At 64.9% G+C, this 23,450-nt stretch carries 29 protein-coding genes and 1 tRNA gene; 18 read left to right on the forward strand and 12 right to left on the reverse strand.

The window, feature by feature from the left end; all coding sequences use genetic code 11:
* The first annotated feature begins 51 nt into the window (after positions 1-51).
* The gene (locus FRF71_RS02800) at positions 52-729 is read left to right on the forward strand and encodes an OmpW/AlkL family protein (protein WP_147089132.1); all 678 of its coding nucleotides are present in this window, start codon (positions 52-54) and stop codon (positions 727-729) included.
* Here FRF71_RS02800 and FRF71_RS02805 read toward each other — a convergent pair.
* The 9 genes from FRF71_RS02805 to FRF71_RS02845 form a co-directional block, all read right to left on the reverse strand.
* Positions 726-1,424 carry a Crp/Fnr family transcriptional regulator gene (locus tag FRF71_RS02805; protein ID WP_147089133.1) on the reverse strand — a complete coding sequence of 233 codons (699 nt, stop codon included), beginning with the start codon at positions 1,422-1,424 and terminating at the stop codon, positions 726-728. The two genes, FRF71_RS02800 and FRF71_RS02805, sit on opposite strands and share 4 nt — an antisense overlap.
* A gap of 36 nt (positions 1,425-1,460) precedes the next feature.
* Positions 1,461-2,192: a sigma-70 family RNA polymerase sigma factor gene (locus FRF71_RS02810; RefSeq protein WP_147089134.1), complete on the reverse strand. Its 732-nt coding sequence runs from the start codon at positions 2,190-2,192 to the stop codon at positions 1,461-1,463.
* Complete coding sequence (locus FRF71_RS02815) at positions 2,189-4,228, reverse strand: flagellar biosynthesis protein FlhA (RefSeq protein ID WP_238339511.1); 2,040 nt, start codon at positions 4,226-4,228, stop codon at positions 2,189-2,191. The genes FRF71_RS02810 and FRF71_RS02815 overlap by 4 nt, the downstream gene beginning before the upstream one ends.
* Before the next feature lie 68 nt (positions 4,229-4,296).
* Complete coding sequence (locus tag FRF71_RS02820) at positions 4,297-5,121, reverse strand: lytic transglycosylase domain-containing protein (RefSeq protein ID WP_238339386.1); 825 nt, start codon at positions 5,119-5,121, stop codon at positions 4,297-4,299.
* Positions 5,122-5,177: 56 nt separating this feature from the next.
* Positions 5,178-5,528, reverse strand: coding sequence for a flagellar protein FlgN (locus tag FRF71_RS02825; protein ID WP_147089136.1), 351 nt, complete (start codon positions 5,526-5,528; stop codon positions 5,178-5,180).
* The gene (locus FRF71_RS02830; RefSeq protein WP_147089137.1) at positions 5,525-5,803 is read right to left on the reverse strand and encodes a flagellar biosynthesis anti-sigma factor FlgM; all 279 of its coding nucleotides are present in this window, start codon (positions 5,801-5,803) and stop codon (positions 5,525-5,527) included. Before FRF71_RS02830 ends, FRF71_RS02825 begins: the two co-directional genes overlap by 4 nt.
* An 82-nt stretch (positions 5,804-5,885) precedes the next feature.
* Positions 5,886-6,356 carry a flagella basal body P-ring formation protein FlgA gene (locus FRF71_RS02835; protein ID WP_147089138.1) on the reverse strand — a complete coding sequence of 157 codons (471 nt, stop codon included), beginning with the start codon at positions 6,354-6,356 and terminating at the stop codon, positions 5,886-5,888.
* On the reverse strand, positions 6,353-6,733 hold the full coding sequence (locus FRF71_RS02840) for a hypothetical protein (RefSeq protein ID WP_147089139.1): 381 nt from the start codon (positions 6,731-6,733) through the stop codon (positions 6,353-6,355). Before FRF71_RS02840 ends, FRF71_RS02835 begins: the two co-directional genes overlap by 4 nt.
* Positions 6,730-7,392, reverse strand: coding sequence for a MotA/TolQ/ExbB proton channel family protein (locus FRF71_RS02845; RefSeq protein ID WP_147089140.1), 663 nt, complete (start codon positions 7,390-7,392; stop codon positions 6,730-6,732). Before FRF71_RS02845 ends, FRF71_RS02840 begins: the two co-directional genes overlap by 4 nt.
* A 185-nt stretch (positions 7,393-7,577) precedes the next feature.
* Between FRF71_RS02845 and flgB the strand changes: the two genes are divergently transcribed.
* From flgB to FRF71_RS02925, 16 genes are read left to right on the forward strand one after another with little or no spacing between them, the layout of a single operon-like run.
* Complete coding sequence (gene flgB, locus FRF71_RS02850) at positions 7,578-7,925, forward strand: flagellar basal body rod protein FlgB (protein WP_147089141.1); 348 nt, start codon at positions 7,578-7,580, stop codon at positions 7,923-7,925.
* Between the two features lie 2 nt (positions 7,926-7,927).
* Positions 7,928-8,335, forward strand: coding sequence for a flagellar basal body rod protein FlgC (gene flgC, locus FRF71_RS02855; protein WP_147089142.1), 408 nt, complete (start codon positions 7,928-7,930; stop codon positions 8,333-8,335).
* Positions 8,335-8,613, forward strand: coding sequence for a flagellar hook assembly protein FlgD (locus FRF71_RS02860; protein WP_147089143.1), 279 nt, complete (start codon positions 8,335-8,337; stop codon positions 8,611-8,613). The genes flgC and FRF71_RS02860 overlap by 1 nt, the downstream gene beginning before the upstream one ends.
* Positions 8,614-8,619: 6 nt before the next feature.
* Complete coding sequence (locus tag FRF71_RS02865; RefSeq protein WP_147089144.1) at positions 8,620-9,432, forward strand: flagellar hook-basal body protein; 813 nt, start codon at positions 8,620-8,622, stop codon at positions 9,430-9,432.
* Between the two features lie 9 nt (positions 9,433-9,441).
* Positions 9,442-10,182, forward strand: a complete 741-nt coding sequence (locus tag FRF71_RS02870) for a flagellar basal body rod protein FlgF (protein ID WP_147089145.1) — start codon at positions 9,442-9,444, stop codon at positions 10,180-10,182.
* Positions 10,183-10,206: 24 nt separating this feature from the next.
* On the forward strand, positions 10,207-10,995 hold the full coding sequence (flgG, locus tag FRF71_RS02875) for a flagellar basal-body rod protein FlgG (protein ID WP_147089146.1): 789 nt from the start codon (positions 10,207-10,209) through the stop codon (positions 10,993-10,995).
* A gap of 32 nt (positions 10,996-11,027) precedes the next feature.
* Positions 11,028-11,660, forward strand: a complete 633-nt coding sequence (locus FRF71_RS02880; protein WP_238339513.1) for a flagellar basal body L-ring protein FlgH — start codon at positions 11,028-11,030, stop codon at positions 11,658-11,660.
* On the forward strand, positions 11,660-12,757 hold the full coding sequence (locus FRF71_RS02885; protein ID WP_147089148.1) for a flagellar basal body P-ring protein FlgI: 1,098 nt from the start codon (positions 11,660-11,662) through the stop codon (positions 12,755-12,757). The genes FRF71_RS02880 and FRF71_RS02885 overlap by 1 nt, the downstream gene beginning before the upstream one ends.
* Positions 12,754-13,065 carry a rod-binding protein gene (locus tag FRF71_RS02890; protein ID WP_147089149.1) on the forward strand — a complete coding sequence of 104 codons (312 nt, stop codon included), beginning with the start codon at positions 12,754-12,756 and terminating at the stop codon, positions 13,063-13,065. The genes FRF71_RS02885 and FRF71_RS02890 overlap by 4 nt, the downstream gene beginning before the upstream one ends.
* Positions 13,055-14,392 (forward strand): flagellar hook-associated protein FlgK, encoded by a 1,338-nt coding sequence (gene flgK / locus FRF71_RS02895; protein WP_147089150.1) that lies wholly within the window; start codon positions 13,055-13,057, stop codon positions 14,390-14,392. Before FRF71_RS02890 ends, flgK begins: the two co-directional genes overlap by 11 nt.
* Positions 14,393-14,412: 20 nt before the next feature.
* Complete coding sequence (locus tag FRF71_RS02900) at positions 14,413-15,327, forward strand: flagellin N-terminal helical domain-containing protein (RefSeq protein ID WP_147089151.1); 915 nt, start codon at positions 14,413-14,415, stop codon at positions 15,325-15,327.
* 30 nt (positions 15,328-15,357) lie between these two features.
* Complete coding sequence (motA, locus tag FRF71_RS02905) at positions 15,358-16,221, forward strand: flagellar motor stator protein MotA (protein WP_147089152.1); 864 nt, start codon at positions 15,358-15,360, stop codon at positions 16,219-16,221.
* A gap of 3 nt (positions 16,222-16,224) precedes the next feature.
* Positions 16,225-17,049 carry a flagellar motor protein MotB gene (locus tag FRF71_RS02910; RefSeq protein WP_147089153.1) on the forward strand — a complete coding sequence of 275 codons (825 nt, stop codon included), beginning with the start codon at positions 16,225-16,227 and terminating at the stop codon, positions 17,047-17,049.
* 41 nt (positions 17,050-17,090) lie between these two features.
* Positions 17,091-17,777 (forward strand): DJ-1/PfpI family protein, encoded by a 687-nt coding sequence (locus FRF71_RS02915; RefSeq protein WP_147089154.1) that lies wholly within the window; start codon positions 17,091-17,093, stop codon positions 17,775-17,777.
* A gap of 45 nt (positions 17,778-17,822) precedes the next feature.
* Positions 17,823-18,977: a glutathione S-transferase family protein gene (locus FRF71_RS02920; RefSeq protein ID WP_147089155.1), complete on the forward strand. Its 1,155-nt coding sequence runs from the start codon at positions 17,823-17,825 to the stop codon at positions 18,975-18,977.
* Positions 18,978-19,012: 35 nt separating this feature from the next.
* Positions 19,013-19,666, forward strand: coding sequence for a nitroreductase (locus FRF71_RS02925; protein ID WP_202878103.1), 654 nt, complete (start codon positions 19,013-19,015; stop codon positions 19,664-19,666).
* Positions 19,667-19,784: 118 nt separating this feature from the next.
* Here FRF71_RS02925 and FRF71_RS02930 read toward each other — a convergent pair whose 3' ends face one another.
* On the reverse strand, positions 19,785-20,534 hold the full coding sequence (locus FRF71_RS02930; RefSeq protein WP_192900023.1) for a DUF1134 domain-containing protein: 750 nt from the start codon (positions 20,532-20,534) through the stop codon (positions 19,785-19,787).
* A 216-nt stretch (positions 20,535-20,750) separates the two neighbouring features.
* On the opposite strand from FRF71_RS02930, the gene FRF71_RS02935 reads away from it, so the two are divergent.
* A tRNA-Ser gene (locus FRF71_RS02935) sits at positions 20,751-20,843 on the forward strand.
* A gap of 493 nt (positions 20,844-21,336) precedes the next feature.
* On the opposite strand, the gene FRF71_RS02940 is transcribed toward FRF71_RS02935, so the two are convergent.
* Both FRF71_RS02940 and FRF71_RS02945 read right to left on the reverse strand, forming a co-directional pair.
* Positions 21,337-22,089, reverse strand: a complete 753-nt coding sequence (locus FRF71_RS02940; RefSeq protein ID WP_161597870.1) for a CPBP family glutamic-type intramembrane protease — start codon at positions 22,087-22,089, stop codon at positions 21,337-21,339.
* A 37-nt stretch (positions 22,090-22,126) separates the two neighbouring features.
* Complete coding sequence (locus FRF71_RS02945; RefSeq protein WP_161597871.1) at positions 22,127-23,308, reverse strand: acyltransferase family protein; 1,182 nt, start codon at positions 23,306-23,308, stop codon at positions 22,127-22,129.
* Positions 23,309-23,450: the final 142 nt, after the last annotated feature.

Below are 23,450 nucleotides of genomic sequence, written 5' to 3' on the forward strand. Positions count from 1 at the left end.
GTAACCACCTCTGCTGCACAGGGCAGCTGCTGCGGCGCCGGATGAGGGATTATGAAGAAACTGACTGTCTCCGCCCTGCTGGGCGCCTGCGCGATCATCGCCGCGACTCCGGCCCAAGCCGGTAGCACCGACGGCAAGGTCCAGGTCAAGCTGCTCGCCACCGGCGTACTGCCCGATGGCAAAATCACCGCGCTGGAAAACAACGCCATCGGCCTGCCCGCCGGCAGCCAGACCAGCGCCAACGACAACGTCGTGCCGACCATCGCGATCGAATACTTCGCCTCCGACAACGTCTCGATCGAGACGATCTGCTGCCTGACGCAGCACAAGGTTGGCGGTGAAGGTGCGATTGCCGGGGCCAAGATCCTTGAACACGTCCTGATCCTGCCCGCCACGGTTACGCTGAAGTATCACCTCGATGCCGGCCCGATTAAGCCCTACGTGGGCGTGGGGCCATCGATCTTCTTCTACATCGACGAAAAGCCCGGTGCGACTACTGCGGCACTCGGCGGCACCAAGGTGAAGCTCGACAACAAGTTCGGTGTGGCGCTGCAGGTCGGCGTCGACATTCCGCTGGGCGACAAGGGCTTTGGTCTTAGCCTGGATGCCAAGAAGTACTTCATGAGCACCCGCCTGCACGTGTCCAATGCTGCTGGCGTGGAAGTGCTGACAACCAAGCACAAGCTTGATCCGTGGGTCCTGAGCGGCGGCGTTTCCTACCGCTTCTAACCCGCTTCGGCGATCAGCCCCTCGCGGTCGAGGATTTCCACTTCGCGCCGCGAGGGCAGGTCCACCAGTCCTTCGGACTTGAGACGCGTGAACTGGCGGCTGACGGTTTCGATCGTCAGCCCCAGCACGTCTGCGATCTGCTGGCGCGAGAACGGCAGAGAAAAGCGCTTCAGCGGCTGGTCATGGGTGCCCTGGCAGCCCTGTTCTACCAGCCGTTCCGACATTTCGACGATAAAGCTTGCGACCCGCTCCCCGGCCGATTTGCGGCCAAGCAGCAGCATCCAGCGCCGCGTCCGGTCGAGTTCACCAAGGGTTCGTTGCAGCAGCTTGTGTTCCAGCGCCGGATGCTCGCGCGCAAAGGCATCGAAATCGCGGCGGCTGAAGACGCAGACCTTGGCTTCGGTCAGCGCGGTAACGCCGTGACCGGTGGTCGAGCCAAAGGGGCGGCCAATGAAATCGGACGGGTAAACCACGCCGACAATCTGTTCGCGTCCGTCTTCGGTCCCGGTCGAAAGTTTGAGCACGCCGTCGATCACATTGGCGACGAGCACCGAATCCTCGCCCTCCCAGATCAGTGATTCACCCGGGGCCAGCGTGCGGCGGCGACCAATAGTGTTGAGCGTTTCCAACTCGTTGGAATCGAGCGAGGAACAGATAGCCCGGTTCCGGACAACACAGGTATCGCACGCAGTCATGCCAGCATAGTGCCGGACCTGCTCCCTTGGTGCAAGCTAGACGATATCGAACTGCCCGCCCAGTTCGGCGCGCAGCTTGTCGAGCGCCTGGGCCTTGAGCTGGTGAACACGGGGGATCGATACATCCAGCGTGGCGGCGATTTCGGCCAGGTTCAGCTCCTCCACGAAATAAAGTTGCATGACCAGTTGCAGCCGCTCCGGTAGGTTCGCCAATGCTCCGGCCAGCGCCTCGCGCAACTCCTGCGTTTCAAGGATGTTGTGACTGTCTGGCCGCTCATCGGCAAAGGCGGGATCGTGGTCGGAATAGACTGCATCAATTGGCTCAAACCGCAAGGGCTCGCTGCTGCCGCGCAGTGCCGCCAGCTCGTCGGCGGTAACGCCTAGTCCTTCGGCCAGTTCGGCGGCAGTCGGCTCGCGCCCCAATTGCCCGCGCAGCACCGTCTGCTGGTCGGCCAGTTGCCGCCGTCGTTCGATCCCGCCGCGTGAGATCGGAACGGCGCGGCGGATCAGGTCTACCATCGCCCCGCGCACCCGGATCTTCGCGTAGGCGGCAAAGCCGTCCTCGCCGGGTCCGGCATGGCGCTGCGCCGCTTCGGTGAGGGCGACGAGACCAGCCTGGATCAGGTCTTCGAGTTCGATTCCGGCGCGGCCCGAGCCGTGGACATGCCAGGCCAGCCGCCGGACCATGGGCATGAAGCGGCGGACGCGGTCGGTCGTGGCGCAGCGATAGGCGCCAGCAGCTTTCAGGCTGTTGTGATCCTGGATCATGCGGCAAGAATCTCCGGTTGGGGAAGAGCGGGGGTGGCTGGCGCGCCAATCACGGCGACCACCTCAATCGGCTGGCTCGCCGGCAGTTCGGCGATGGAAATGACGAGGCACGAGGGCGCTCGCAGCTTGAGCAGACCCGCCAGCGCACGGCGCGCGCGGGGCTGGACGATCAGGGCGAGCGGCGGCGCGGAGGGGCCCCGTTCGGCCACGAGGGCGGCAACGTGTTCGCCAATATTGCGGGCAAGATCAGGTTCGATCAGTGGCTGGCCGGTGGCCGGATCGCTCAGCCCCTGGACAATCGCCGCCTCAAGCTGGGCATCCAGGGTCAGCACCGGCAACCGTTCGCCGGGCGCGCAAATCCGGCCGACAATCAGGTTGCCAAGGTCGGCGCGGACCAGTTCGACCAGCCGGTCGTGGTCGGCAGCGATCTGCACCCCATCGGCCAGGCTGGCGAGAATTGGCAGCGGATGGCTGATCGGGATGCCGTCTTCCAGCAAGGCACGCAGCACGCGCGTGAGCGCGGCCAGGCTCAGCGGCTGCGGATGGATCGCTTCGACCAGACCGGCGTTGTGTTCCTTGACCGCATCGAGGATCGCGCGGACCTGATCCGGGCCAAGCAGTTCACCGGGCCGTTCGCCGAGCAGCTGATTGAGCTGGGTGGCGATAACCGTCGAGGCATCGACCGTCAGGAAGCCCTCGGCAATCGCAAGATCCCGCTGGGCAGCATCGATCCAGCGCGCCGGGCAGCCAAAGCTGGGATCACGCGTCTCTTCCCCGCCCAGCACGTGACCTTCGCGCACTTCGCCAACATCGATCGCCAGGATTTTCTCCGGCCGGACCGAGGCCCCGCCCAGCGGCACCCCGCCAAGCAGGATGCGATAATCGTGCGGGGCGAGCTCAAGGCTGTCGCGCACGCGGAACTGCGGGACGACAAAACCGAAGGCCTGGCTCAATTGCTTGCGCACGCCGGTGATGCGACCGACCAGCGGCGCGCCGCGCGCTTCATCGACCAGGTGGACCAGGCCATAGCCAAGCTCGATCGTGACCAACGTCTGGTCGGAGACCTCGCTAAGGTTGATACGCGCCGGATCGGGAGTCTCGATTACCGGAACCGGGGGCAGCGCCCGTGTCGCAGCGCGTTTCGAAAGCGCCCGCCACAGGGCCAGGGCCCCGAACGCCGCCGGCAGGAAAATCGTCTGCGGCATAGCCGGGATCAAGCCGATCGCCCCCAGAATCGCCGCAACCGGCAGCCAAGTGCGGGGTTCGGCCAGCTGGCCGCCGATCTGGCCCGACAGGTCGCGGTCTTCGCCGTCGCGATCATCGGCCACGCGCGTGACGATCACGGCGGCGGCAATCGACAGCAGCAGCGCCGGGACCTGCGCGACAAGTGCGTCGCCGACTGCCAGGGTGACATAGACTTCGGCAGATTCTCCGGCGGTCAGGCCGTGGCTGATCATGCCCAGGCAGAAGCCGGCGATGATATTGACCGCCAGGATCAGCAGTGCGGCGATCGCATCGCCCTTCACGAACTTGCTGGAGCCGTCCATTGCCCCGTAGAAATCGGCTTCGGTCGCCACTTCACGGCGGCGAGCCTTGGCTTCATCAGCGGTCAGGATCCCGGCAGCGAGGTCGGCATCGATCGCCATCTGCTTGCCGGGCAAGGCATCGAGGGTGAACCGCGCCGAAACTTCGGAGACGCGGCCCGCGCCCTTGGTGATCACCACCATATTGATGATTACCAGGATCAGGAAGACGAACAGCCCGACCGCAAAGTTGCCGCCGACCAGGAAGGCGCCAAAGGCCTCGATAACATGGCCGGCCGCCGCCTCGCCCTCATGGCCATGGACCAGCACCACGCGGGTCGAGGCGACGTTAAGCGAGAGCCGCAGCAGCGTCGCGAACAGTAGGACCGAGGGGAAGGATGAGAAGTCGAGCGGCTTCTGAGCATTCATTGCCGCCATCAGCACCGCCACCGACAGCGCGATGTTGAGCACGAAGAACATGTCGAGCAGCAGCGCCGGAACCGGCACGATCATCAGACAGATCAGCGTCAGGATGCCGACCGGCAGCGCCACCGTGGCAAGGCGTGGGCGAGTAAGCGAAATCACAGCCCGAATGCCTTCAATTTGCCATAGGCGGCACGGATATGAGCCGGGGCGTCACCGCCCGGTCCCAGCGCGAAAGTGCTGGCGAGGGTGGCCGAGATTGAGGGGCGCTGGCTGCTACCCAGCTCTGGCGCGCCCAACGGCTCGCGTTCTGCCACCAGCGCGGCAGTCGACCAGGGCGCGGCTTCCGTCGGCGCGTCCATTGCGCGATCAACCTTGTCGCGCAGCAGGCCCATCACCCCGCCAAGCGAGCGGGGCTGGCCGCCTTCATAAAAGATCGCCCGGTTGGCGGCAGCCGCCTCGGGCAGCAACATGGCGGCATTTTGCGCCGGATCGGCTGAAAGTGCAGTCAGGAACTTGGTTGCGCCGCCCGCTCCCAGGAAGTGGGCCAGATAGAGCTCGGCCGCATCGGGCTCGCGTCCCAGCACCGGCAGCAGCGCAGCGCGGTTATCACGGGCGAGTTCGGCCGCCATCCGTGCCGACAGGTCGGGATCGTGACGCAGCGCCAGCACTTGCTGGCGCAGCATGGGGTCGCTGACCCGGCCCGCTTCGATTGCCGTGTCCGCCCAGCCCGCACCATGGGCCGCGCCATGCTTTTCCAGCGTCTGCAGCCAGGTGCCGCCAGTAAACTGATAGAGCCCGGCCGCGCTCGACGTGGTGGCACGGGCTGCGGGATCGAGGCTCGATTCAAGCCGCGCCTGAGCAAGAAGATAAGAGAAGTCGACTCCCGTCGCCTGCGCAGCGCGGGCAATCGCAGCCTGAACTTCGGGCCGTGCGCCAGTTGGCGCTGCGGCGGTGTTGGCAATGATACTGGCCTGGCCCAAGCCAAACCTCCCCTCGTGAAACGTGCTATGACCGTTTCAGCAAGGGCCGTGCCAAATCAGGTATTGATGCCCACCCGGGCATAACTGGCGGCGGCCGGGCGATAGAGCGCAGGGCTACCGGCCAGCACTTCCAGCCGGGCCGAAACATTGGCGGCCAGAAGGTTGCGAACCTGGCGGTTTACCTCGTTAATTCGCTTGGCCGCATCAAGCAGTCCGCGGCATTCCTCGTCCAATTCGAAGTCCTGCGAAAAGGGCCCGGTCGTGTCGATCCGGCCGCACAGCTCGCGCTTGTCCTGCGCGCAACCCAGGATCGCATCGAGATCGAGTGCGGCAAGCGCATGCCGCTCGTTCTGCAGAACGGCAAGCATCTGCCGCAGGTTGTCACGCAGTTGCTGGTTCAAGCTCATTTTCCACTCCGCAGCAGCAGGCCAGAGGCAATCAGCGCATCGGCAACGCGCATCGGGATAACGGGATAGCGACCGGCCTCGATCGCCTTACGAATTTCAGTGACGCGGGCCTGGTCGACTGGCGGCTGGCCGCCTGCGAACAGGGTTTCGACTTCAACTGCCGGTGCAGCGCTGTCGGTGCCGTCGGCCGGGGTGCGGCGTTCGGCCAGCGGGCGTGGCTGGCGCGGATCGATGCTGGCGACGGGGCGCAGCGGGGGAAGGTCAATCGGTGGCATGGTGCCGCTCCTGATCTGTCATCATGCCCGAGAACGACCGGTGTCAGGACTTTTTAAGCCCGACCGGCAGCCTTTTGCCGGATCACGGCAAATCGACGCCGACCAGGCCTGGCCGCAGCACCCGTCCGCGCAGCACCGGTGCCTTGGGAACCAGGCCGCGCACTTTGATCCAGGCTCCGGCGGCGCCGGCTTCGAGGGCTTCGCCCGGCTGCGAAACGGCCCAGCCGTCGCCGCCGACCTGTATCGTCACGCTATCGCCGCGCTGAACCAGCGGCGGCGCGGCGGCGGCTGCCGCGGCAGCCGGCATCGCAACATAGAGCGTCCAGCCGGCCGGCACAGGGCAACGCACCTGCACTGCCTGGCGGCCATTGCCGTACCAGTCGAGTGCCAAGGGCGCGGTGCAGCGCGCCAGGCGCAGGCGGCGGTCAACTGGCGGCGTCGGCTGACCGACAAAAGCGCTGACCTGGCGGTCCACCTCGTCAAGATCGGTAAGGCCCTGCGCCAGGGCAGGGCTGGCCAGCACGGCGAGCAGCAGCGGCAATGTGCGGATCATAGGTTGTCTCCGGTATCATAGGTAAGCGCGGCATAGGGCGGGCCGGACAGACCCGGTTCGATCAGAACGCGCGCCGGACGCGGCAGGGCGGCGGCTTCAGCCAGTAAGGCCGGGCCATCGGCCGGCGCTGCGACCAGCGTCAGGCGCTGGCGCGGGTCGGCGGGCTGGCTCGCAAGCCATTCGGTGAGGCGCGGCCCGCCTGGCGCAGCGCGCCAGATTGCAACCGGTTCGCCCAGAGCAGGCAGGGTAACCGGGGCAGGCGGCGGCGGGCTCGGCTGGGTCGGCGCTTCCGACACTGCCGCCGCCGTCACCATGAACAGGATCAACGAGAGATCGGCCAGCACGGTCTGCCAGCCGCTCCCGGCGCGGGCTATCATGCGGCCACCTCGCGGCCCGGCACGCGGCTGGGGCGAGGCGCAACGGCAGCCTCGACCTGCGCGGCGAGCCAATCGGTAACCTGCTGGCGTTCGGCCTCTTCGGCCAGGGCCTTGCGCTCGATCATCCGCGACAGCGGAGCGAGCAGCAGGTTGGCCCCCAGGAGGCCATAGAGCGTGGTGGTCACCGCCATCGAGATCGAACCGGCAAAAGCCCCCTGCGCCAGCCCGGTTGTGGGCAGCTGGCTCAGCGAAACCAGCGTCCCCGCCAGGCCGAACACCGGAGCCAGCTCGGCCGCCTGGGCCAGGGTACGGACGGCGCGTTCGCTTTCGGCCAGGCGGCGGCTGCGGTGTGCCTCGTGCGCTTCGAGCAGGGCGGAGACCGAGCGGCGGCCGATCAGCGCATCGGTCGCCTCGTCAAACTCGGCGTCACCCGAATGGTGCGGCACGGCGCGCAGCAGGCCATCCTGGCGGATTTCCTGGATCTGCAGACCGAGCTCGGCCCGGGTGTGATCAAGGTTGAACCCCCGCCGTCCCAGTCCGCCCAGCTTGACCAGCGTGATCCGGCAATCGGAAAGTCCGCTGCGCAGCACAGTCGCCAGCAAGGTTCCGCCACCAACGATCAGCGCAGACGGTCCATCGATCAGGGTGGTCAGGTCCATCGGGTAAACTCCTTCACCCGCAAGAACGGTCAACGCACGGCGGCATTCAGCAATGGCGGAAGATTGCCGGATGGCGGCAAAAGCTTGCCGGTCACCCAGCATATGGCCCGCAGAAAACCGCCATTTGCGCAATTGGCATGGTGTTTGCGGAATACGTGTCACGCATTGTCATGAGGACACCTGCCATGAGTGAGAGCCTGTTCGGAATCCACGGCACCGCGCTGCAGCTGCGTTCGCAGCGGCTGGCGCTGATCACCTCGAACATCGCCAATGCCGCGACCCCTGGCTACAAGGCCCGCGACCTCGATTTCGCTGCGGCCCTGAAGGCCCGCAACGAGGGCCTGGGCACCGATCGCGCCGCAGAAAAGGCCACGCGATACCGCGTGCCGGTCATGCCCAGCCTTGATGGCAACACGGTCGAAATGGCGACCGAGCAGACCGCCTTTGCGGAGAATGCCGTCGCCTATCAGGCCACGCTCGGCTTCCTGCGCGGACGGATCGAGACACTGACCCGCGCGCTGAAGGGCGAGTGACGATGGCCAACCAGCCCCTCACCCTGTTCGGCGCTGCGCAGCGGGCCATGTCGGCCCAGCTGGTGCGGATGAACGCCGCCTCGTCCAACCTTGCCAACGCCGGCACCGTCACCGGCAGCGAGGCAACCGCCTATCGCCCGATCCGCACGGTCTTTGCGGCTGAGGTCGATCGCGCCTCGGGCCTTTCGACCGTTCGCGTCGGCGGGATCATGCGCGAAAGCGCGCAGCCGGTGAAGCGTTATGAACCCGACCATCCGCTGGCCGATGCGGAAGGCAACATCTGGACTGCCCCGGTCGATGAAAACGCCGAGATGGTCGAGATGCTCGATGCCTCGCGCCAGTACCAGAACCTGGTCGAAGCCCTTTCCACCGCCAAGCAGCTGATGCTTGAAACCATGAGGATGAAGTGATGGTCTCCCCTGTCACAGCGGCGGGGTCCAACCCCGCCGCCCCCCGCTCCAGCTCGTCAACCAACGGGCCAACCCTGGGCCAGTCGGACTTCATCCGGCTGCTCACCACCCAGCTCAAGTCGCAAGACCCGACCGACCCGGTCGATAACAAGGAGATGATCGCGCAGATGGCGCAGTTCTCCTCGCTGTCGGGGATCGAGCAGATCAATTCGACCCTCAAGGACATTGCCGCCCGGCTTGACCAGGCGTTCCCCGCCCAGACCCCGGTTCAGGAGTAACCACCCATGTCGTTCTACACCTCTCTCAACGGGCTCAAGAATGCCCAGACCGAACTTTCGGTGATCGCCAACAACCTGGCCAATGCCGAAACCACCGGCTTCAAGAAGAGCCGGATCAACTTTGCCGATATCGTTTCGGGCACGGCCTCGTCCAACCCCAAGCTGGTCAAAGGGATCGGCTCGGCGGTTCAGTCGATTGACCAGAACTTCTCGCTCGGTCCGACGCAGCAGACCGGCGCCGCGCTGGACCTGGCGATCAATGGCGAAGGCTTCTTCACCAAGGTTTCGCCCGTTACCGGCAAGACCTTCTATACCCGCAACGGCAACTTTGGGATGGATGGCGCCGGCTATATCACCGATGTCCAGGGCAACCGGCTGCAGGTGTTGCCGGTCGACGCCAACGGTAACGTCACGTCCTCTACCCCGCAGGATGCTCAGGCCCCGGCGACCAATGGCGCGGGTGCCGAACTTATGTCGGTCACCGTCAAGGCCGATGGGGCGATGATCGCCGCCTATGCCGATGGCACGGTGACCGAACTTGGCAAGGTTGCGCTGGCGAGCTTCGTCTCGCCGCCGGGCCTGCTGCAGATTGGCAACCAGGACTGGCAGGCCACCGGCATTTCCGGCCCCGCATCCTACGGCCAGCCTGGTGCTGCGCGCTTCGGCACCATGCTGTCAGGCAGCCTCGAGCAGTCGAACGTCGACATTGCCGAGGAAATGGTCGGGCTGATCACTGCCCAGCGCTATTTCCAGGCCAATGCCAAGGCGATCGATACGGCCACCCAGCTGTCGCAGACCATTATCAACCTGCGGACCTAGGACTAGCCCATGGACCGCCTGATCTGGACTGCCGTAACCGGCATGACTGCAGCGATGACCCGGCAGCGGGTGATCGCCAGCAACATGGCCAATGCCCAGACCACCGGCTTTCGCGCCGAGGTGCTGCAGATGACTCCGCTGACCCTCAAGGGGCCGGCAGTCGAGGCCCGGGCGATGACCGATGCGGCGGTCAAGGGCGCAATGATGACGCCGGGCGTGATGGTCAATACCGGCCGTCCGCTCGACGTCGCGCTCCAGGGTCAGGCCATGCTGACGGTCCAGGCCCCCGATGGCAGCGAAGCCTATACCCGGCGCGGCGACCTGACGGTCTCGGCCAATGGCTTGCTGGTCAATGGCGAAGGCTTTGCCGTCATGGGCGAAGGCGGCCCGATTACGCTGCCCCCCGGTGGCACTTATGCCATTGCCGAGGACGGCGCCGTGCTGCGCCGCGATCCGGGCACGCCCGAGGCGGCTCCGGCCGAAGTCGGGCGGCTCAAGCTGGCCAATCCGGCAGGCACCGCGATCGCCAAAGGCCTCGACGGCCTGTTCCGGGTGATCGGTGGCGGGATCCTGCCGAGCGACGCCGAAGCGCGACTGGCCCCTGCCACGCTTGAGCAATCGAACGTTCGGCCCAGCGAAGTACTGGTCGACATGGTCGAGGCCCAGCGCCTCTACGACATGCGCACCAAGCTCGTCGCCACGGCCAAGGAGCTCGACGAGGGCGGCGCCAGCCTGATGCGCATGACCTGAATTCCATTTCACGGAGACTGACCGATGCCCTCTTCCGCCTTGCATGTCGCCCGCACCGGGCTTGAAGCCCAGGACACCCGGATGCGGGTGATCGCCAACAACCTGGCGAACATTGCCACGACCGGCTTCAAGCGCGACCGCGCCAATTTCGCGACGCTGGCCTATCAGGAAAACCGCGTCGCTGGGCAGCAGAGCTCGACCGAGACGGCCTATGCCACCGGGCTCAACCTGGGCACCGGGGTCAGCCTGCAATCGACCACTTCGATCACCACCCAGGGAACGCTGTCGAGCACGGGCAATCCGCTCGATATGGCGCTCGACGGTGAAGGCTTTTTCCAGGTCCAGTTGCCGGGCGGGCGCCTCGCCTATACGCGTGCTGGCAACTTCTCGCGCTCAGCCGAGGGATCCCTTGTTACGCCGCAGGGCTATGCGGTCCAGCCTGCGATCACCATTCCGGAAGGCGCGACCGCCATTTCGGTTGGTCCCGACGGGACGATTTCGGCCAATCTGCCGGGTTCCAGCGTGCCGACCGAGCTTGGCCAGCTTACCCTGGCCAGCTTCACCAATCCGGCCGGCCTGCAGGCGCTGGGGGACAACTTCGTATCCGAAACGGCCGCATCCGGGCCGGCCCAGATCGGCGCTGCCGGGGCCGATGGGCGCGGCTCGATCCGCCAGGGTATGCTCGAGGCTTCGAACGTCAACGTGGTCGAAGAGCTGGTCGACATGATCGAGACCCAGCGCGCCTACGAGATCAATTCCAAGCTCATCTCCGCAGTCGACGAGATGCTGCGCAACGCCAACCAGACACTGTGAGGATGGCGATGAAGCGCGCCCTGACTGCTCTTATGCTTGTGACACTGACGACGCCGGTGGCCGCCAAGCCCAAGCCGCCAGCCGGGTTCGAGCCCACCCTGCCCGCAGCACCGTCGGCGCCGCGCGCGGCCGATGGGGCGATCTTCAACGCCAGCGCTGGCTATGCCCCGCTGATCCAGGGGCACCGTGCCCGCGCGGTTGGCGATCCGGTAACGATCCTGCTGGTCGAAAGCACCACCACTTCCAAGTCGGCCGGGTCCAAGACCCAGCGCGGCGGGAACGCTTCGATCACGCCGCCCACCGCCGGTCCACTGTCTTTCCTCAACCCCGATGCCCTTAAAGCTGGCAGCCAATCGTCGTTCAAGGGCGAGGGCAACGCGAGCCAGACCAGTTCGCTCTCGGGTGAGTTGGCAGTGACCATTGCCGAAGTGCGGCCGAACGGGACCGCGCTGGTACGCGGAGAAAAGCGCTTGTTGCTGAGCCAGGGCCAGGAATGGATCCAGTTTTCGGGGATCGTGCGCCTGGCCGATCTCGACGGAGATAGCCGCGTTCTCTCCAGCCGGGTCGCCGATGCGCGGATCGAATATGCCGGTAACGGGTCGGTCCAGCGCGCCAGCCGCGAAGGCTGGCTGTCGAAGTTCTTCAGCATGATCAGTCCGTTCTGATGGCACGCTTTCTCACCCTCTTCGCGCTCGCTTGCGCGCTGACCTGCCCGGTTGCGGCCCAGGCCGAACGCGTGCGCGACCTGGGCGCCTTCCAGGGCGTCCGTTCCAACCAGCTGACCGGCTATGGCGTGGTCGTTGGCCTTGATGGCACTGGCGATGATAGCCTGGCCTATGTCACCGAAGCCATGCGCGGCGTTTCGGGCCGGGTCGGTGTGCAGCTGCCCGCCGGGGTCAACCCCAGCCTCAAGAACGCCGCTGCGGTAATGGTCACTGCCGACCTGCCGCCCTTCGCCAAGCCCGGCCAGCGTATCGACGTGACCGTTTCGGCGATTGGCAAGGCCAAAAGCCTGCGCGGCGGATCGCTGATCCTGTCCCCGCTCTACGGTGCCGATGGACAAATCTATGCCATGGCCCAGGGCAACCTTGCCGTCGGCGGCCTGGGCATTTCCGGAGCCGATGGATCGAAGCTGACGGTCAACGTGCCCACGGTGGGTCGCATCGCCGATGGCGCCAGCGTAGAGCGCAGCGTGCCGACCGGCTTCGAGTCCGGCGACACACTGCGCTGGAACCTGTTCGCCGCCGATTTCCTAACCGCTGCGCGGGTCCGCGATGCGGTCAACGCCCGCTTCCCCAATGCCGCTCAGGTAGAGGACGGGGTCACTCTCGCGCTGCGCCTGCCGCTCGATCCCAACGCCCGCGCCAGCATGATGGCGGCGATCGAGATGCTCGATGTCACGCCGGCCGAAACGCCAGCGCGGGTCGTGGTCAACAGCCGCACCGGCACGGTGGTAATCAATTCGGCCGTGCGCCTTTCGCCCGCAGCGATCAGCCACGGCAAACTGACCGTACGGATCGACGAGAACCCGCAAGTGATCCAGCCTGCCCCGTTCAGCCGCGGCCAGACCGCACAGCAGGAGGACAGCAAGCTTTCTGCGGAAGAGGGCGGCCGGACAGTCGCACTGTTCCGCCCGGGCGCCTCGCTGGCGAAGGTGGTCGATGCACTCAACCTGCTCGGCACCAGCCCGTCGGATCTCGTCGCGATCCTCGAGGCGCTCAAGCAGGCAGGCGCGCTCAAGGCGGAGATGGTCGTAATATGACCCCGGTTTCCGCGCCCCTGCTCGCCACCGGCTCGCTTACCGCCAGCCACGGGACCGACCGCGAAAAGCTGGCCGGCGCCGCCAAGGCGTTTGAGGCGATCTTCGTGCGCCAGATGCTGGCCGCCGCGCGTCAGGCTGGTTTCGGCGACAGCCTGATCGGTGGCCAGGGGCTCGATACCTTTCGTTCGATGCAGGACAGCCACTTTGCCGACCTCACCGCACAGACCGGCGCGCTCGGGCTGGCCAAACAGATCGAAGCGCAACTCGCACGCCATCTCCCGGCCGAGGGAGTGACCAATGGCCAGTGACCTTTTCTCGATCGGTCTCTCGGGCCTGCGTGCCTCGCGCGCTGCGCTCGACCTGACGGCGCAGAACATCTCGAACGCCGGGACAGAGGGCTATATCCGCCGTTCGCTACGCGTTTCCGAAGTGGGCAGCGCCGGGACCTGGCTTGCGCCCAGCGATCTGACCCTTTCGGGCGTCCGCATCGATGGCGTGACCCGCAATGCCGATCTCTTCCGCCAGGCTGAAGTGCGCCGCACCGGCAGCGATTCAGCCCGTGCCGCCGAAGAACTGAGCGGTTACGAAAATATCGAGGCAGCACTCGATCAATCGGGTCTGTTCCCGGCGATGACCGCCTTTGAAGCCGCGCTGCAGCGGCTTGAGAGCAACCCCGTCGATCCGGCGCTGCGGGCCGGCGCGCTGGAAGATGCCCGGACCGTGGCGCGCAGCTTTAACCTTGCCTCGGGATCGCTCGACACGCTGGGCGAAGGGCTGCGCTTTGCAGCGACAGCCGGAACCCAGGACGTCAACACCTATGCCGCCGAACTGGCGCGGGTGAACCTTCAGTTGACCCGCGCCTCGGCCGGATCGAGCGACCAGACCATGCTGCTCGACCGGCGCGATGCATTGCTTCAGCAGATCGCCACGCAGGTCGGGATCAGCACCAGCTATGGCCCGGACCAGTCGGTGACCGTGCGGATCGGCGGCAGCACCGGGCCGGTGCTGGTCACCGCCGGGACCACTCAGTCCTTCGCCATGACCACGGCGGCAGATGGAACGATCAGCTTTACCCTCGCTGGCAGTGCAGTGGCGCTCAGCTCTGGCAAACTCGCCGGACAGGCCCAGGGCCTGATCGGCGTGCGCGATCGCAAGACCGAACTCGATTCGATCGCCGATAACCTCGTCACCGCCGCCAACACGGCCCAGGCCAATGGCGTCGCGCTTGATGGCTCTGCCGGCCAGCCGCTGTTTTCCGGCAGCGGAGCCGGCGGCATTACCCTGGCGCTGGCCAGCGGAGCGGGCCTGGCCACGGCCCCGGCCGGTGCTGGCGCGGGAAGCCGTGATCCCGCCAATCTGGCCGCCCTGCGCAATGCACTGGGCAGCGCCCAGGTGACCGACCGGATCGACGGCCTGATGTTTGGCTCTGCCAGCGCAGCCGCCGCGCGGCGGACCACGGCCGATGCGCTCGATTCGATCGCCGGTGCGGCCCGCATCGCGCTGGCCGAGCAGGCCGGGGTAAGCCTGGATGACGAAGCCGCCAACCTTGTCCGCTTCCAGCAGGCCTTCCAGGCCAGCGGCCGCGTGATCCAGGTGGCGAGCGACCTGTTCGATACCTTGCTGGCGATCCGCTGAGCGACAAGGAAACCTGCGCCATGACCACCATCACCACCAGCGCCTTCTACGAACGCTCCAGCCGCGCGCTGGGTGATCTGCGCAAGCAGGCCGAAAGCCTGCAAGGTTCGATCGGGACCGGCCAGCGGCTGCTGCGCGGGTCGGACGATCCGGTCGGCGCGGCACAGCTCCGGGCACTCTCGCGTGAGGACCGATTTTCCGAAATCAGCGCCGCAGCCGGCGCGCGGGTCAGCTCTGACCTGGCCCTGACCGACAGCGCGCTGAGCGATTTTGCCGCCTATGTGACCCGGGTAAAGGAATTGGCGGTCCAGGCTGCCAGCGATACGCTGACCACCAGCCAGCGCGCCGGTATCGGCGTGGAAATGAAGGAAATCTATGGCGAGCTGATCCGCCTCGCCAACAGCCGCGACAGCGCTGGCCACGCCCTGTTCGGCGGCGAGGCGACGGGCGAGGCCTACACCCTCGATGCTGCGGGCTTGCCGGTCTATGCCGGTACCGCCCAGGCCGGCGAACTGGCGCTTGGCGAAGGTCAGACCGTGCTGCGCGGCGTGACCGGGCCGGAGTTCCTGAATTTCAACGGCCCCGCCGGGGCAACCAACCTGTTCACCCTGGTCCGTGATCTGGGCCTGGCGATGCAGGGCGGCAGCGCCGATCCCGCGCAGAGCGCGCGTGACGCGCTGGGCGCGCTCGATTCAGGACTGGAATCGATCACCACCGCCCAGACCGTGATCGGCGGCCGAATGAACTGGATCGACCTGGTCAGCGAGCGCCGTACCCAGCGCAGCGAACAGCGTACCGAACAACAGGCCGACATCGGCGGGGCCGATCTCGCCACCACTGTAACCGCGCTGCAGGAAATCATGACCGTGCTCGAAGCCAGCCAGGCCGCCTTCACGCGCCTCGCAGGCCTCAGCCTGTTCGCGATGCTGCGCTGATCCGAATTACCTAGAAGGGGCAGAACCACCATGTACGCCGTCGTCGGCATCATCATCCTGATCGTCATGGTCTTTGGCGGCTTTGCCCTGACCGGCGGCGCGCTGGGGCCAGTGCTTCACGCCTTGCCGCACGAAATGCTGATCATCGGCGGCGCTGCAGTGGGCGCGCTCGTTACCGGCAACTCGCTTCACGGCCTGAAGGCGATCGGCAGTGCCTTTGCCAAGGTGTTCAAAGGTCCACGCCACACCAAGCAGGACCATGTCGATGCGATCGTGCTGGTAACCAAGCTGATGAAGCTGCTGCGTGCCGAAGGGCCGGTGGCATTGGAAAGCCATGTCACCGATCCGGCCAGCTCGGCGATCTTTGCTGAGTTTCCCCGGTTGCTTGCCAACAAGGAGCTGACCGCCGTCATCGCCGATACGTTGACGCTGATTGTCGTTTCTTCCGGCACGCTGGAAGTGCGCGCGGTCGAGGACGTGATCGACAATGCGCTGAAGACCCATTTCCATGAAATGCACGAACCGCAGCACGCGCTGCAGGGTCTGGCCGATGCGCTGCCGGCGCTGGGGATCGTCGCCGCCGTGCTCGGCGTGGTCAAGACCATGGGGTCGATCGACAAGCCCCCGGCAATCCTGGGCGGCATGATCGGTTCGGCGCTGGTCGGAACCTTCCTGGGCGTGCTGCTGGCCTACGGCATGGTCGCGCCGATGGCCGGACGGCTGAAGCAGGTGCTGGAAGCAGACGAGCAGATCTTCCACGCGGTCAAGCAAGTGATCATCGCCAGCTTGCACGGCTGGCCGCAGCCGCTGGTCGTCGAAAGTGCGCGTTCCGGCCTGGGCCACGATTTCCGCCCGGGCCTGTCCGAACTGCTCGACGCGCTGCGGGGTCGCTAGGCCATGGTCGCGCCCAAGAAGGGCAAGCCAGAAGGCCCGCCGATCATCGTCAAGAAGATCACCGTGGTTGCTGCCGGGCATCATGGCGGCGCCTGGAAAGTGGCCTATGCCGACTTCGTCACCGCGATGATGGCCTTCTTCCTGCTGCTCTGGCTGCTGGGCGCCACCAACGAGAAGCAGCGCAAGGGTCTGGCCGACTATTTCACGCCGACACTGGTCAAGCTGAAGCAGGAAAGCGCCGGGTCCAACGGCATGCTGGGCGGATCATCGATCACCGATGCCGACAATTACCCCAACCGCGCCGGCCAGACCGGGACCAAGGGCATCACCATCCCCCGCGATGCCAAGGGTGGCCCCAAGGAAGGCGGCGAAAAGGTCAAATCGTTGCAGCAACGGCTTGCCGCCAAACTGGCCGAGGGCAAGGTGCCTGGCCGGATCGCCAAGCAGGTGCGCATGATCGATACGGCCGAAGGGATCCGGATCGATCTGGTCGACGATGCCGATTTCGCGATGTTCCAGCTGGGCACTACTGTGCTGACCAGCGACGCTTCACTGTTACTGAAGGCAATCGGCGGCGTGATCGCACCTGAACCCGGCGACGTTTCGGTTCGCGGGCATACCGATGCCTTGCCCTGGCGCGGCGGCGGAGCCAACAACTGGTCGCTTTCTGCCGGCCGCGCCGAGGCGACCCGCCAGGCCTTGCTGCGGCAGGGCATTGGCGAAAGCCGCTTCCGCAAGATCGAAGGTGTGGCCGATCGCGAGCCGCTGGTGCGTGAGAACCCCGAAGACCCGCGCAACCGCCGCATTTCGATCCTGCTGATGCGCTGAGGCTGGTTGATGCGGTGGTCGGGCCATGCCAAGGTCGGGCCATGCGCATCGCCTTCCTGCTGTTCCCCAATGTCACCCAGCTGGACCTGACCGGCCCAGCCCAGTTCCTGTCGCGTCTGCCCGATGCCAAGGTCGATCTGGTCTGGGACAGTCTCGATCCGGTGCCAACCGACGCCGGCTTCTCAATCCTGCCAACCGCGACCTTTGCCGAAGTGCCAAAGGCCGACCTGCTGTGCGTGCCCGGCGGAATCGGGGTCAGCAAGGTGATCGATCATGCCCCGGCCCTCGACTGGGTGCGGCGGGTCGGCGCGGACGCGCAATGGGTCACCAGCGTCTGCACCGGCGCGCTGATCCTGGGCGCAGCGGGTCTGCTCAAAGGCTACAAGGCCACCACCCACTGGGCCTGGCATGACCTGCTCAGCCTGTTTGGCGCCGAGCCGGTTCAGGCCCGCCACGTGATCGATCGCAACCGCGCAACCGGCGGCGGCGTGACCGCCGGGATCGACTTTGCCCTGGCGCTGATGGCCGAGATCGCGGGTGAGGATCACGCCCGCGCGGTTCAGCTCGCCCTGGAATACGATCCCGCTCCGCCGTTCGATGGCGGATCGCCAGCAAAGGCCGGCCAGGCGCTGGTCGATGTCTACACCGCCCGCGCCAATCGCCTCGCGCCAAGCCGCCGCGAGGACTTGATTGCCGCCGCACAACGACTGGGCTTCCAGTCCTGTTGAACGCGTGCCACAAGCCCGCCTGAAAACAGCGGGAGGGGGCGATTCATGGCCGGTGGCCAGTACATTCTATGGGCGACACCGCACTCGCTCTATGCCGGCAAGGCGCGCAGCTATCTGATCAAGAAGGGCGTGCCCTACCGCGAAGTTTCGGCGGCCGATCCGGAATTCCTGGGCGAGGTGATCCCGCAGGTCGGGCATATGGTGATTCCGGTGGTTCGCACCCCGGCGGGGGAAATCGTGCAGGACACCACCGCGATCATCGACACGATCGAAGCCTGCACGCCAGCGCCAGACTTCACCCCGCCGGGCCCGGTTCAGCAGGTCGTAGCCCACCTGCTCGATGCCTTCGGGTCAAACTATCTGCTGCCGCTAGCGATGCATTACCGCTGGTCCTACCGCGACCGACAGGAGCTGTTCCTGCGCACCGAGTTCGCCCGCGCCATTCCGCACATGCCGCACGAGCAGCGGCTGGAAACGGCGGGCAAGCTGATGACGCGCTTTGCTGGCTTCCTGCCCAACCTGGGCGTGACCGAGGCGGTCATTCCGGCGATGGAAGAAAGCTATGCCGAACTGCTGGCCGTGCTGGACAAGCACTTCCAGCAGCATCCCTACCTGCTGGGCGGGCGCCCCAGCCTGGCCGATTTCGGGATGATGGCACCGCTTTATGCCCACCTTGCCCGCGATCCGGTGCCCGGCTTCCTGATGAAGACCACGGCTCCCAATGTGTTCCGCTGGACCGAGCGGATGAACTGCGCCGAGATCGAAGATGCCGATTTCCCCGGCTACAACGCATCCTTCCCGGCTGGCGACGCCCTGCCCGAAACGCTGGAGGCCCTGCTGAAGGTGGTGTTCGCGCAGTGGGGCCCCGGCCTCGCCGCCGATGCGGCCTGCTTTGACCGGTGGGTCGGCAGCCTTGCCGATCCCGCGCCTGGCCAGCTCGTGTCGCACAATGGCGCGCGGCAGGTGCACCCGCACGTCGGGCGGGTCAGCTACCCTTGGCGCGGCGTTACAATGGAGCGCGGCAGCCAGCCGCACTCGCTGTGGCACTTCGGCCGCGCTCAGGCCGCAGCTGCAGCGTTGACCGGCGCGGAGGCCGCGCGGCTCGCCGATCTGCTCGACCGCACTGGCGGAGCGGCAATGATGGCAATCGCCACGACGCGCCCGATCCGGCGCGAAAACAATGTTCTGGTTCTGGGTTAAGAGGAAAACGACACGTGGAATTCGATGATGTCATCATGGGCCGCCGCTCGATCCGGGGCTATCTCAACAAGCCGGTTCCGCGCGAACTGATCGAGGAAGTGCTGACCCTCGCCATGCGCGCGCCCAGTTCGATGAACACCCAGCCGTGGAACTTTCACGTCATCACCGGCGATCCGCTCGACCGGATCCGCGCCGGGAATACCGAGCGCAACCTGGCTGGCGTGCCGCACAGCCGCGAATTCCGCACCGGCCACGCCTTTGAAGGCGTCCACCGCGAGCGCCAGGTCGGCGTCGCCAAGCAGCTCTTCGCCGCGCAGGGCATCGCCCGCGATGACAAGGACGCCCGGCTCGACTGGGTGCTGCGCGGCTTCCGCCAGTTCGATGCGCCGGTCTGCGTGATCATCACCTATGACAAGGAGTTGGCTGATAGCGATGATACGCCGTTCGATTGCGGGGCGGTCACCACGGCGCTGGTCAACGCCGCCTGGTCGCGCGGCCTGGGCTGCGTGATCAACAGCCAGGGGATCATGCAGAGCCCGGTGGTGCGCGAACACGCCGGCATCCCGGATGATCAGGTGATCATGAAGGCGGTTGCGCTAGGCTGGCCGGATGACAGCTTCCCGGCCAATGCCGTGGTCTCGGAACGCAAGTCGGTCGAGGAAGCGACCCGCTGGGTCGGGTTCGACTGATCCCGAAAAAGCAAAGGGCCCGGCAGCTTCGGGGGGCTGCCGGGCCATGCCTGGAAGGGACAGGCAACCGGGTTCAGATTGCAGAACGGTCGCCCTTGGTCCCGATTAAGGGGGCAAATCAGAAAGGCAGCCAGCTCTGCTTCTTCGAGAACTTCATGTAGCCGGCGTTCACCCCCAGCCGCAGCCCTGCTCCCATCCGCACCGGAATCAGCACCACATCGCCGCGGCGCAGGTAGCTGACGTGAAAGCCGCCAACGAGATAGGCCTGCCCTTCGCCTGCGCCAAAGCGCTTGTAGAGGTCTTCGGTGTTGTAGAGGTTGTAAACCAGCACAAAGGTGTTGGCGGCATTGGCCCCGACATCAAAGCCGACCGATGGCCCGGTCCAGTAGACCGGCTTCTGCCCCTCGATCTTGTGGTGCAGCGTGCCCGAGCCGTAGCGCAGACCGACCACCAATGCGCCGCCGCCCTCACGCCCGACGATATAGGCATTGGGTTCACCCTGCTTCTTGAGCAGATCCTGGATCATCTGCGCCAGGCCCTGCGCGCCCTTGCCGAACACCCCTTCGGCCGCGCCGATCAGGTCATCCTGCTTGTAGGTCGTGCCGGCCTTGCTGGCCTGGGCTGGGTTGGCCGCGGCTTGCGAGGCAGTTGCCGCGGGGGCGGCCGCCGTCGGTGCCGGAGCCGGATCGACCGCGACACTTGGCGATGGCGCGGAAGCGGGCTGGGTCGAGGCGGTCTTGAGATCGCCATCAATCGCCTTGTTCGGATCGACCGAGGTCACCTGCGCCGCACCGCTGGTGCTTAGCGCAAGGGCAGCCAGGCCCAGCAGCGTCGCCCGCCAATTGTCCCGGATGTTTGCCTTGATCATGTCCATAGCTTCCCGTGCTCGGCCGCCCGGGATGTAACCCGGGCAGGTTAACTGCACAGGTGAGAATCCACCCCGCCCTGCCCGGCAATCGACAGGCGACCAGTCGAGTCGGATTTACGGCGAACCGAGTCCCAAACGGCTCGCGCAAAAAGTCCCGCCAGCCCCTTGCCGCCCCCTGACACCCCCGCTATAGGCCGCGCTTCGCCGCTGCGATCCGGAGACGTGGGTGAGTGGCTGAAACCAACGGTTTGCTAAACCGTCGTACTGGTAAATCCGGTACCGAGGGTTCGAATCCCTCCGTCTCCGCCAGACCTTAAACATATTCAAGTGTTTAGTAGGGCCCAAAGGAGCCTACCCACCTTTTAACCCACCTTTTGGCAGCAATGCCATCCGCACCGTCTGGAGTGGCAACTCGACAAAAATCGAGGGCGCGACTCTTCGGCAGTTTTGTCTTACGGTCAGTGCACGAACACCCGATTGCTGCGTTGCTACTCCAAAAGCAGATCAACTGAATCGTTTTCAGGCCCGAGGGTGCAGCTTTCGGACTCGAAACCTTGATGGTCGATAGGCCGTGCGGTGCCTGGATCGTCGGCTTTCAAAGATTCTGAGGTCGGGAGCTGCCGTTCCGGATCGTCCAACTGAGCTGTCGTTGGGGCAGACTTCGCTGACATTGCTGCCGTTCGACGGACCGAAAATGCGCGCTGAAACCAGCCGTTCATTCGTCAAACTAACCGAAGACCGCCAAGTGACCAGCTTAAAAAGAAGCCGTCGTTCATGAGTTCCATCCAAAGTGCTGCCCCATCTAACCGAAATGCACTGATAGGTAGCTGACACTTACAACGTGCGCTGTAGCATGTGCGATAAAAGCCGCCTCCAGTCCGCGCGATTGGAACAGCCACCCAAAGACCAATCCAGGCAACATGTTGCCAACGACCACGGCTGACACAAGTGTCGTCGAAACCTCCGTTGAGGCTGCGAACAGGACGGGCAGGTGCCCCACTGCGAATAGCGCCGCCGCGACAATGTTGCCGATCCAATAGTGAATTGCTTTTGGCTGGCAGCCGCGTGCCGTTACCTTCACGGCGATCCACACGCCAAGAGACATCAGCCCCCAGCGCGCAATGATCTCTTCCGTTATTCCGCCGTAGAGAAGCTTCGATACTAGGGACAGCTCGAGCCTCACGGGTGCCAAACCCGCAGTGAAGCGGATATACCCAATAACAGCCAGGCCTGACAGCAGACCGCCAATGAGTGCTGGAGCAAGCTGCTTCTCAAGAACTGGTCGAAGCGGCTGCTTCTCAACCAACGCGCGTCCAAGCGGTGCATCAAGACTAACTTGATGGGCCAATGCGTAGCCAAGGCTTGCGCATACAATGGCCAGGATTGCAGGCTGTACGAGCGAGAGCCATCGAAAGACATCAGGATCAACACCCTGCGGTGCCAGGGACGAAAGCGGCGAGAGGGTCAGCGAAAAGACGCCTGCGAGCGCGAGAAAGCACAAGAGCATCAACAAACGGAAAGATCGACTTGGGGGCGACAACGGAGCGCTATTCATTGGGAACTCCTTTCTGCAGTTCTGGGGCGATACCGGCTCAGTTGGCGAGAACTGCCGGACTAGCCGCAATCGTGCTGGTATCCTTGAGCCTTTTGAGGCCGAGGATCGGGCGTAGCCAGTTGATCCGCCGAGCGGTCTCATAGGTGACAGCGCACCCAACAAGTGTGGCGATAAGAATGCCGATGAACTCGACTGCAGCCCCTGCCCCCAGTTGCTTAAGGTGGAAGCCGACTGCGATGATGATCGTCTGGTGGGCGATGTAGTAAGGGAATATGGCATCAGTCAGATATCGGCGGACTGGACCATCATGATGAAGATGGGTCTGCGCAAATCCGAGCAAGCCAAGGATGGCACTCCAGGCGAGTACCGACCGAGCGATCGCCTTCGCGAAAACTGCAACGTCGGACTGTGCACCGCTCGCCTGGATGTAGAACATCAGGCTACAGGCAAGCGCCGCAGACGCTAGCGAAAGCCTCCAGTTTGAGTTGATCGCATCCCACGCTGTTGCCGCGCGCGCGGCGGCCACGCCAAAGAAGAACGAAAAACCGTAGACAGCGTGAGAATATGGGTCGTCTACGAGGGCGTGTGTCTCTCCGAATGCTGGGAAGAGCATGGTTCGAGCAAATACGAGCCAACTGATCGGCAATAGGAACAAGCGCCAGCCTGAGAAGAGCCGATTGAAACACTTTTGCAAGCTAGCTCGCACCGATGTCGGCAAGGCCACGATCAATGCAAGAAGCATGGAATAGGCCCACAGGTATGCGACGAACCACAGGTGGTTCCATGTGGGCAGAGGCGTCCCGCGACTTGCGCCGAACTCGAAGTAGTCATGCCCCCAGAAGTAGTAGAAGCCTTCCGTGTAAGCCCCGCGATCACGCAGTTCGAACCAAGGCTGAGGGACAACAAAAATCACCATGCCAGCCAGCAGCGGAACCAGGAGCCTAGTCGACCGGCTCGTCGCGAAGTGCCTCGAGCTAGCAAGCTTCGCCATCAATGACCTAGAGACGATGCCAGATATCAAGAACAGTAAGGACAGCCGCCACGGGTTCACAGCCATCATTGGCCATTGCACCCAGTCGATCGTATTCGAGGCTTCAACGTGCCAGCCCCAAGGGACGAAAAACATGCCAATATGGTAGACGATTAACAGCCCGAAGGCGCCGATCCGAAGCCAATCAAGCCCGAACTGCCTGCCTGTTGTCGCTGATACACTACGCATTTCGATCCTCCATCGCATCTTGATGCAAGAGGAGGTATTGCAGCGCTTGGCTCACCGCTTTTCACATGTGACAAATGGTGGGGCTGGGGTGTTGGACGCTGAGACAGATGTGACGAGCGGCGGGAGAACGATGGCGAGTGGT

It is taken from the genome of Novosphingobium ginsenosidimutans, assembly GCF_007954425.1.
GTDB lineage: Bacteria > Pseudomonadota > Alphaproteobacteria > Sphingomonadales > Sphingomonadaceae > Novosphingobium > Novosphingobium ginsenosidimutans.